Consider the following 8,494-nt stretch of genomic DNA (forward strand, 5'->3'; position numbering starts at 1 on the left):
GCTATACTAAGGACTTACTGTATATAGGAGAGACAGATGGCGAACTACGCCCCCGTGCGCCCGAAGGCAGGCGCGAGCGCTGCGATCCCCAGCTCGACGAAGCGCACCATGATCGTCGCCGAGGGTGGCGATCTTCTGCTGTCGAGCGATGCGGTGATGAACCGCGCCACCGCCATTCCGCTGCGCGCGGGTCGCGCCACGGAGATGCCCGCGAACGTCACCTGGATCTGCACGCCCGAGAGCGGCGCCGGCGCTGAGATCCGGCGCATGGACATCGAGTAATGGATTGGCTCCTCGGCAATAGCCAGTGGCTGAACGGGCGCGGCCCGAACCTGCGCTCTGCTTCTGCCGAGTCCCGGCTCGCGCAGGTGCTCGCGGGCGGCTCGTCCCTCGAGATCCTCTGGCCGCACCCGAAATACTGGTTTCAGGATGTCGCAGGCACCCGGCCTGTGACCGCAGCCGGCCAGCCTATCCGCTGCTGGAAGACGATCAGCGGCACGATGCGCTTCATCCAACCTACGAGCGATGACCGCGCGCCCGTCGCGGCGCGAATGCCGAATGGCAACTGGGTCGCCTATTTTGACGGCGTGGATGACGGGCTTCAGTCCGATACGAACCTCGACTGGTCGATCAACAGCTACGGCATGGTCATGGCGGGGCTTCGCAAGCTCGGCGCAGACGGCACGACGCAATGCGCGATCGAGCAGGGGCCTCAATCCTCGGCCTCCGACGGCTGGTCGATCTTCGGCCCGGTTGGCACCAGCCAGTGGCGCGCCTACTCCCGACAGGCAGGCTCTGCAGGCGGATCGAGCGTTACCGAAGGCACCTACTCCGGCGACAATACCTCGATCGTGTCCGCGCTCTTGGATGGCGTCGTGGGTCGTGTCTACCTGCGCGTGGCCGGCATCCAGCGTGGCTACTCCTCGGGTCCGACAGCGGGCGCTCTCGTCAGCGACAAGGTGAACCTTGGCTGCCGAGACATGCGCAACACCTACTTCAACGGCTATATTGGCCCGGTCGTCATGCGCTCGGGACCGCATCCCAACGAGGCCGCTCTGGTCGCAGCCGATGCTCTCATCAATGACCATCTTCTGGGAACCTTCGACCGCAACCTCAGGCAGGGCGCGCGCGGGGCCACGACGCTCATCGCAGATCCGCGCTACTGGTTCCAGGACGCCGCGGGCACCATCCCGGTCACGACTGTCGGTCAGCCGATCCGCTGCTGGGTTTCGACCAATGGTCGCAAGTTCATTCAGCCGACCAGCGATGACCGGGCGCCGACCGCCTCGATCTTGCCCAATGGTCAGTGGTCCGTCTTCTTCGACGGGGTGGATGATTATCTCGTCTCGGAGCGCAACGTGCCCTTCGGTGACAGCTCTGCGATCGCGCTCTTCGCGGGCGTGCGCAAACTGAGCGATGGATATATCAACGCCATTCTCTTCAAAGGCAGTTCGAGCAACAACGGCTATATTGAACTGTCCGGTCAGCGGTCTTTCCTCGCAGGTCTCGGCACCTCGAAATACGGCGTTCAGACGCGGGGTGATACAGGTGCGGTATCCTCGGGCTTCACCGAAAGCTCGTGGGGCGCTCAGCTCTCTGCGCCGCATTCTGCTGTGCTCTCCGCGACGCTCGAGCCCACTGCCGTCGCTCGCGGTGTCGCTCTGCGCACGAACGGCGTAGCCGCCAACATGTATAACAACGTCGGGGGTGTCGCGACCTACGCCAGCGAGGTTGTCCACATCGGCTGCACGTCCGCGCTTAACTACAACTTCCACGGCCATATCACGCATCTCGGGATGCGGATGGGTGTGGTCGCGCCGGAGGCCACCATCATCGCCGCCGAAAACATCATCAACCAGCACCTCGGAGCCTTCTGATGTCCCTTACCACCGTCACCGTCGCCGTGCCTGAAGCGCTGATGAGCGCTGCCTCGCATGTCGTCTTCCTGCTGGGTCGCACCACCGTCCTCGACGCCTATTCGAGCGCCGACTGGCGCGACGCCGCAGGCAACCTCTACGCGGTGTCGAGCGGCGCCTGGACCGATGCGGAGATCGCGGGCGTGCTTCACCCTGAGCAGTTCGCCGGTCGCCTCGAGGAGTTCGTGGCGCGCGAGCCCAATCTCGACCCGGCCCTGATCGCCCAGGCGCAGAGCGTCTTTGCCATGAGCGGCAGCCCTGTGCCGGCCGACCCGGAAATGATCGTCGCGGTCTCCGGCCCGAATGCGCTGGAGATCCTGGCGCAAATGGGTCTGAGCCGCATCCCTGTCGAAACTGAAGAACCCATCGAGGCGTAAATGCAGATCCATCTTCCCCAATCCTATATGCAAGCGATCGAGGAGCATTATGCCTCGCTCGCGGTTCCTGCAGTCGGACCCTGGCCCATTGGCGTGATCAAGTCGGTCGTGGCCCTGGGCAACAATGACAGCGTGACGGGCGAGGGGCGCTTTGTCGCGCTGGCCTCGAACGTCCTGCGCACGCTGACCGAGACCCAGCGCGCCGAGTTCATCGCCAAATACAACGTCTCCGCCGCCATCCTCGCCGATGAGAGCGAGTGGCCTGTGCCGCTTACCCTTGAGGCCTGGGAGAACAGCGTCGATGAGGCGACCCTTCTGGCGGCGGTCAAGCGCAACGGTATCCGGCGCGTGAATGCCATCGCGGGCGAGCTGCGCAAGACCTTCATCACCGACATGCCCGGTCAGGAGATGCTCTACATCAAGAAGGAGCAGGAGGCGCTGGCCTATCTGGCAGCCGTCGAGCCCATCGACACCGACTATCCGCTGCTCTGCGCGGAGATCGGGATCACGGCGGTGGACGCCTATCAGGTTGCTCAGGTCTATACCAACCTCGGCGTCATCTGGATCGCCACGGCGGCGCAGTTGGAAGCGGCTCGTCTTGGCGCGGTTCTGCTGATCGAGACCGCCGAGACGACCGGCGCTGTCGAGAATGCCGTCGATGCCTTCGCACAGGGTGCGGTCGCCCCCGATCCGGCGCCGGTGCCGCAAGATGAGGAGCTGGTCTGATGTGGGATCTTCTCACGCCGGTCAGCCAGAAGTCGCCCTATCAGTGGGTGACGGTGCTCCTTTCGCATATGGCGATCGGCATCGCGCTCTTCGTCTGGCTCCTGCCTATTGCCTTCTGGATCGCGCCTGATCACGCGCGGCTGCTGGCGGTGTGGCTGGCGGGCTCAGGCTACATGCTTTTCGAGCGCTTTCAGGGCTGGAAGGCCGGCCGAATGCTCTGGTGGGATAGCGTCCTCGACTGGTGCGGGGTCTGCAATGGCACACTGATCGCTCTGGCGCTCTGGGCGAATGACTGGCTGGCCGCGGAGGCCTTCATTCTGGTCGCCTCGGCGATCGCTTTTGCGGGCTCCTGGGCGCGACGCAAGAGCCGCAGCTAGGTCTGGAAAAACCCGTCGCCTTGGGCTATACAGTAAGCGCTTACTATAGGAGTGCGTCATGCCAGCCCAAGGCGATAGACAAGCCGGTTTCCAAGTTACCCAGGGCCGCATTGCGCTGGTTCTGTCCCTCATCACCCTGATGACCCTTTTCCACCAAGGCTCGAAGATAATGGTCAGCTACGAATACCGCCTTGCCTCTCTGGAGCAGAAATACTCCGAGACCGTGACCATGCAGCGTGACCTGACCAAGGAGCTTGGCCGTCTCGCGCAATCGCTCAATGACCTCAACATCGTGCTTCGCGAAGTCCAGATCCGCCAGGAGGAGGGCAAGTAATGTCGTTTCTACGCTCCATGTTTCGTTGGCCCTCGAAGGTCGAAACGCCCGCCAGCCCGTCCAAATCACCCGTCGGGGAACGGGCGCCTCTCCCGCAATTCGCGAATGACGACGTGGTGAAGCCGATCCCCGAACCCGTGGCGATCCCAACCCCCGCACCCGAACCCGCGCCGACCCGCGCCCGGCTCGATCCCGCCTGGATGCCGCCCGCCTCCATGAACCGGATCATCCTGCACTGGACGGCCGGCGGATACCGGGCGACCAATCTGGATCGGAGCCATTACCATCTCCTCGTCGAGGGTGATGGGGTCGTCGTGCGCGGCGTCCGCTCGATCAAGGCCAATGAGCGCATCGGGTCGAAATCCGCGGATAGCTATGCCGCCCATACCCTCGGCTGCAATACCGGCTCCATCGGGATCTCCATGTGCTCGATGGTGGGAGCGATCGAGGTGCCTTTCTCCGCAGGCAAATGCCCGCTGACGGAAGTGCAATGGCAGCGGGCCGCCGAAGTGGTCGCGGATCTCTGCAAGTTCTACGGGATCGCGATCAGCGACAAGACCGTGCTCTCCCATGCGGAGGTCCAGCCGAACCTCGGCATCAAGCAAAAGGGCAAATGGGACATCACCCGGCTGCCCTGGAACCCCGCGCTGAAGGGACCGGCCGCCTGCGGCAACGACTTTCGCCGCCGGGTCAAGGAGGCGATGCTGTGAGAGAGACCCTCCCGAAGAAGTCCTCGCGCAGGTTCAGCAAGTGGGTCATGGGCGTGAATATCGCCCTGACCTGGGGGCTGATCTATCTCGCGGTGATCTATGGGCAGACCGAACAGGTGGTGCCGGGCGCCCTGGCGCTGATCGGCTCGCTCTTCGGCCTCTATACGGGTGTCGGGCATCTCGACATGCGCAAGGCCGCCCAGCTCTCCATCGACCACCTGACCAAGAACAACCGGGTGCATGATGCGTGATATTTTCCTGATCCTCGCGGTCTGCGCCTTCTCGGCTCTGGTCGGCTTCCATGAGGGAAAATCGCGCGCAGAAGCCGCCCACCAGCGCGCCGTGGCCGAGGTAGCGGTCAAAGCTCAGGAGGCCACTCAGCGGCTCTCCCAGGCGCTCGCTGACACTTCCACCACACTTGCGGCCAAAGATGCCGAGCTTGCCAACCTGACGGAGCAACTGAATGAAGCGAATGAGCCCGATACTTGCGCTGTGCCTGCTGGCAAGCTGCTCCGGCTGGACGCGATCCGCTGAACCCGTCGTCGTCAAGCTGCCGGAGCTGCCGGTCGAGCTGACGGATTGTCCGCAGCCTCTGGAGCTGTCGAAGCATGTGCCGGCGGGCGGCATCGGTGAGAACCGGATGATCGAGCTGTGGGGCAGGGACCGCGCCGCCGCCGTGTCCTGCCGGAACCGTCTTCTTGAGCTATCCGCTTTCTACGGGCGCGCCAGCGCCGAGGTTGGCCGGATCACACCATGATTTTAATCCGCCTCGGCTATATGTTTATACTCTACTTCCGGTAGATATTATTCATATAGCCGAGGCGGATTAGAAAACCGCCTGAGCCTCGATCCGGTTATACAGTAATGACTTACTTTAGGCCGCAAGCTCGGGTAGCATTCCTCTACCACCCCTGTCGCGAGACCTATCCCCAATGACCAAAGCCCCCAAGACCGCCGCCCGCCAAGCTCGCCGCGCCACCCGCGCCGCCAAGCGCGAGGAGACCCGCAGCCAGCGCCGCCACCAGACCCACCAGACCTTCGAGGATCGCTTCACCAGCCCGCCGGCCAAGCCCGTGACGGAGCCGCTTGTCGCGCTCACCGAGGCCCAAGCCGACTATGGCGACCTGATCGAGGAGAAGCGCATCACCTTCGGCATCGGGCCTGCGGGCACCGGCAAGACCTACTATGCCACCCGTCTGGCGGCCGAGGCGCTCGATCGCAGGGAGATCAGGAAGATCTACCTGACCCGGCCGGCGGTCGAGGCTGGCGAGAGCCTGGGCTTCCTGCCTGGCGATCTGGATGAGAAATACGAGCCCTATCTGCGCCCGTTCAAGGACGCGCTGAATGATCATTTCGGGGCAGGACATGTCGAATACCTCATCAAGTCCAAGGTGATCGAGCCGGTGCCTCTGGGCTTTCTGCGCGGCGCGACCATCAAAAATGCCTGGATGCTGGCGGATGAGATGCAGAACGCCACCAAGTCGCAGATGAAGATGCTGCTGACCCGGATCGGCAAGGATGCCAAGTTCATCATCAACGGCGATCTCCGCCAGATTGACATTGATGAGCGCAGCTCCGGCCTTGAGGACGCGGTGAAGCGCACCCGCAAGGTCGAGCATGTGGGAGCGATCGAGTTCACCCGCGCCGATGTGGTCCGTGACGACATTGTTCAGGACATCCTGGCCGTCTACGACAACTGAACTTCCCATGCGAGAAGGCGGCAATCCCAGCCGCCTTCTTCGCGTCTAGCTGCTAGTGTGGCGGTATAAGTAAGGCACCACGCTAAGAAAGATCGTCATGCTAGACCTCAGAAGCACCCCTTACGAGAACCAGCCGAACGTCACCTTGGGCGACGTGCTGACCTTTCGTTATGTGCCCGACAAGCTGCGAAAGTTCGAGCGGGATCTCTTCACCACCAAATGGTGGGATTACCGCTTTATGACGCCGATCGAGGCGACGCAGGAGTTCATCGCGGCCTACCGGCCCGCCGCGCGTGTGGTCTATTCGCGCCTTCTGGACTATCAGCGCGGCCAGCATATCAGCCCGCTGCTGTTCGAGGACTTCATCGAGCGGCTGGAGAACCCCAAGCAGGCTCTCGCCGTGAACCGCAAAAGCCTGACCTCGGTCAAGGCGGATTTCACCGGCCATTGGCGTGCCCGTCAGGTCGCCGACGCCATCGGCATTCCCTACCGGACCTTCATCGAGTTCATGCTGGCGGAGCGCCTGGGCTGCTGGGATCGCGCCGCGCTGCCCGGCCCGGCGCATCTCTACAGCTCGATCGGGGCCGAGAAGATGGTCAAGCATTGGAATGAGGTGCTGCGCACGCGGATGCACTATGCCGAGCACTATGCCTATATGCCGGAAAACTATCGCCGCGCGCCCGCGCAGACCGCCTATGTCGAATGGCTGGTCGGGCAGGCGCGGCTCCGGCCTTTCGACCTGACCATGCGATCCATGATCGACGCGGGCAAGATTTCGGTTGAGGGGCTGCGCCATGTGCTCGGGGCCGACGAGGTTGAAAGGTTGCTCACTTCCCGGTCGCACTGAGCGTATGGCCGTGCTAGTCATACAGTAATCGCTTACTAGAGGACAGAGAATGACCGCTCAAGGAGTCATCACGACGGCAGGGGCGACGCCTGCTGCCGCACCCACTGCCACCTTCAATTTCGACGAGACCTTCCAGCTCAAGATCGCGGCTGCCTTCTCCCGCGACACGACATTCGCCAAGCGCGTCACGGAGCTGATCGACCCCGGCTACTTCACCAATGCCGCCGTGGGCGAGTTCGTCCGCATCAACAAGGACCATCTGACGCAGTTCGGCGCGGTGCCGGACTCGATCACTTTCGTCAAGCTCCTGACCGATCTGGTCGCCGCCAAGCGCGTGCGGCCGGATCTGCTGCAGGGGATCAAGGATGCCTATGTCGGCACCCGCCAGATCTCCATCACCGGAGACGCCTATCTGGCGCAGGAGATCGAGACCTTCGCCAAGCATCAGGCGCTCCAGAACGCGATGATGGAGGCCATCCCGCTGCTCGACGTGGGCAAGTTCGACAAGATCGAGGAGATCATGCGCAGGGCCACTCAGGTCGGCCTCGCGGATGACTTCGAGGAATACAACTATTTCGCCAAGGTGGCGGCGCGCACCGAGAAGCGGGAGATGATCGCCACGGGCGTCACCGTCTCGCGCGGCATCTCCTCTGGCTACGCGGAGATCGACAACCTGCTCTACCACAAGGGCTGGGGTCGCAAGGAGCTGGCCTGCATCATGGGTCCGGCCAAGTCGGGCAAATCGCTGTCGCTGGGTGACTTCGCCAAGAACGCGGCGCTGGCGGGTCACAACGTCCTCTATGTCTCGCTTGAGGTGGCAAAGGAGATCATCTCCGAGCGCATCGACGCCTCGATCTCGGACACGCTTATGTCGGAGCTGGTGCAGGACCGCGCAAAGATCGAGGCGATCGTGCAGGGGCTCGAGGCCCAGGCCGGGGTTTTCGAGGTGATCGACTTCCCCTCGGGCTCGCTCAAGGTCTCCGCGCTCGACCACCATATCGAGCGCTATCGCGCCAAGGGCATCGTCTTCGACATGATCGTCGTGGACTATGGCGACATTATGTGCCCCGAGGTGCGCTCGGAGAAGCTGCAGGACGGGCTGCGCCAGATTTACATCGACCTCCGCGCGCTCATGCACAAGTGGAACGCCGCCGGTCTGACCGCCACCCAGACGAACCGCGAAGGGGCCAAGGCCGTCACCGCCAAGGCGACCGACGTGGGCGACGACTTCAACAAGGTCCGCACCGTCGACATCCTGATCGGGCTCAATGCGACGGACGCTGAGAAGGCGGCGGGCGAGGCGCGGCTCTACTGGGCGGCATCGCGCAACACCGCAGACGGCTTCACCGTCCGCATTAACCAGGATCGGGCGAAAATGAAGTTCCTGACCAAGGTCATCGGGGTCGAGCACTGATGGCCCGCCTCACCTCCGAAGAGATCGACGAGCTGGACATGGAGTTCTACTTCGAGCGCGAGGGTCTGACCTTCAAGCTCGGGCAGGGCGTCA

General features: G+C 63.1%; 13 protein-coding genes. All 13 read left to right on the plus strand.

Annotation, left to right across the window (positions count from 1 at the left end):
• The first annotated feature begins 36 nt into the window (after positions 1 to 36).
• The 13 genes from GL300_RS18525 (at position 37) to GL300_RS18585 (ending at position 8,401) form a co-directional block, all read left to right on the plus strand.
• Positions 37 to 282, plus strand: coding sequence for a hypothetical protein (locus GL300_RS18525; protein ID WP_155041154.1), 246 nt, complete (start codon positions 37 to 39; stop codon positions 280 to 282).
• Positions 282 to 1,877: a hypothetical protein gene (locus tag GL300_RS18530; protein ID WP_155041155.1), complete on the plus strand. Its 1,596-nt coding sequence runs from the start codon at positions 282 to 284 to the stop codon at positions 1,875 to 1,877. The genes GL300_RS18525 and GL300_RS18530 overlap by 1 nt, the downstream gene beginning before the upstream one ends.
• Positions 1,877 to 2,293 (plus strand): hypothetical protein, encoded by a 417-nt coding sequence (locus tag GL300_RS18535; protein ID WP_155041156.1) that lies wholly within the window; start codon positions 1,877 to 1,879, stop codon positions 2,291 to 2,293. The genes GL300_RS18530 and GL300_RS18535 overlap by 1 nt, the downstream gene beginning before the upstream one ends.
• Positions 2,294 to 3,019: a hypothetical protein gene (locus GL300_RS18540; protein WP_155041157.1), complete on the plus strand. Its 726-nt coding sequence runs from the start codon at positions 2,294 to 2,296 to the stop codon at positions 3,017 to 3,019.
• A complete protein-coding gene (locus GL300_RS18545) occupies positions 3,019 to 3,396 on the plus strand; it encodes a hypothetical protein (RefSeq protein ID WP_155041158.1) in 378 nt (125 codons plus the stop codon). Before GL300_RS18540 ends, GL300_RS18545 begins: the two co-directional genes overlap by 1 nt.
• 58 nt (positions 3,397 to 3,454) lie before the next feature.
• The gene (locus GL300_RS18550) at positions 3,455 to 3,730 is read left to right on the plus strand and encodes a hypothetical protein (protein WP_155041159.1); all 276 of its coding nucleotides are present in this window, start codon (positions 3,455 to 3,457) and stop codon (positions 3,728 to 3,730) included.
• Positions 3,730 to 4,440 (plus strand): peptidoglycan recognition protein family protein, encoded by a 711-nt coding sequence (locus GL300_RS18555; RefSeq protein WP_211595194.1) that lies wholly within the window; start codon positions 3,730 to 3,732, stop codon positions 4,438 to 4,440. Before GL300_RS18550 ends, GL300_RS18555 begins: the two co-directional genes overlap by 1 nt.
• Positions 4,437 to 4,691 carry a hypothetical protein gene (locus GL300_RS18560; protein ID WP_155041160.1) on the plus strand — a complete coding sequence of 85 codons (255 nt, stop codon included), beginning with the start codon at positions 4,437 to 4,439 and terminating at the stop codon, positions 4,689 to 4,691. Before GL300_RS18555 ends, GL300_RS18560 begins: the two co-directional genes overlap by 4 nt.
• Entirely contained in the window at positions 4,681 to 4,974 is a 294-nt protein-coding gene (locus GL300_RS18565; protein WP_155041161.1) for a hypothetical protein, read from the plus strand. Before GL300_RS18560 ends, GL300_RS18565 begins: the two co-directional genes overlap by 11 nt.
• On the plus strand, positions 4,913 to 5,197 hold the full coding sequence (locus GL300_RS18570; protein ID WP_155041162.1) for a hypothetical protein: 285 nt from the start codon (positions 4,913 to 4,915) through the stop codon (positions 5,195 to 5,197). Before GL300_RS18565 ends, GL300_RS18570 begins: the two co-directional genes overlap by 62 nt.
• Positions 5,198 to 5,372: 175 nt before the next feature.
• A complete protein-coding gene (locus GL300_RS18575; RefSeq protein WP_155041163.1) occupies positions 5,373 to 6,140 on the plus strand; it encodes a PhoH family protein in 768 nt (255 codons plus the stop codon).
• A 97-nt stretch (positions 6,141 to 6,237) separates the two neighbouring features.
• Positions 6,238 to 6,987 (plus strand): hypothetical protein, encoded by a 750-nt coding sequence (locus GL300_RS18580; protein ID WP_155041164.1) that lies wholly within the window; start codon positions 6,238 to 6,240, stop codon positions 6,985 to 6,987.
• A gap of 49 nt (positions 6,988 to 7,036) precedes the next feature.
• The gene (locus tag GL300_RS18585; protein WP_155041165.1) at positions 7,037 to 8,401 is read left to right on the plus strand and encodes a DnaB-like helicase C-terminal domain-containing protein; all 1,365 of its coding nucleotides are present in this window, start codon (positions 7,037 to 7,039) and stop codon (positions 8,399 to 8,401) included.
• The last annotated feature ends 93 nt before the right edge of the window (positions 8,402 to 8,494 follow it).

Origin of the sequence: Paracoccus litorisediminis (genome assembly GCF_009711205.1) — a bacterium.
Lineage (GTDB): Bacteria > Pseudomonadota > Alphaproteobacteria > Rhodobacterales > Rhodobacteraceae > Paracoccus > Paracoccus litorisediminis.

Bases quoted from the DNA above. Each gene is read 5' to 3' on its own strand.
- GL300_RS18525 (WP_155041154.1), top strand. From the start codon at position 37: ATGGCGAACTACGCCCCCGTGCGCCCGAAGGCAGGCGCGAGCGCTGCG.
- GL300_RS18530 (WP_155041155.1), top strand. From the start codon at position 282: ATGGATTGGCTCCTCGGCAATAGCCAGTGGCTGAACGGGCGCGGCCCG.
- GL300_RS18535 (WP_155041156.1), top strand. From the start codon at position 1,877: ATGTCCCTTACCACCGTCACCGTCGCCGTGCCTGAAGCGCTGATGAGC.
- GL300_RS18540 (WP_155041157.1), top strand. From the start codon at position 2,294: ATGCAGATCCATCTTCCCCAATCCTATATGCAAGCGATCGAGGAGCAT.
- GL300_RS18545 (WP_155041158.1), top strand. From the start codon at position 3,019: ATGTGGGATCTTCTCACGCCGGTCAGCCAGAAGTCGCCCTATCAGTGG.
- GL300_RS18550 (WP_155041159.1), top strand. From the start codon at position 3,455: ATGCCAGCCCAAGGCGATAGACAAGCCGGTTTCCAAGTTACCCAGGGC.
- GL300_RS18555 (WP_211595194.1), top strand. From the start codon at position 3,730: ATGTCGTTTCTACGCTCCATGTTTCGTTGGCCCTCGAAGGTCGAAACG.
- GL300_RS18565 (WP_155041161.1), top strand. From the start codon at position 4,681: ATGATGCGTGATATTTTCCTGATCCTCGCGGTCTGCGCCTTCTCGGCT.
- GL300_RS18570 (WP_155041162.1), top strand. From the start codon at position 4,913: ATGAGCCCGATACTTGCGCTGTGCCTGCTGGCAAGCTGCTCCGGCTGG.
- GL300_RS18575 (WP_155041163.1), top strand. From the start codon at position 5,373: ATGACCAAAGCCCCCAAGACCGCCGCCCGCCAAGCTCGCCGCGCCACC.
- GL300_RS18580 (WP_155041164.1), top strand. From the start codon at position 6,238: ATGCTAGACCTCAGAAGCACCCCTTACGAGAACCAGCCGAACGTCACC.
- GL300_RS18585 (WP_155041165.1), top strand. From the start codon at position 7,037: ATGACCGCTCAAGGAGTCATCACGACGGCAGGGGCGACGCCTGCTGCC.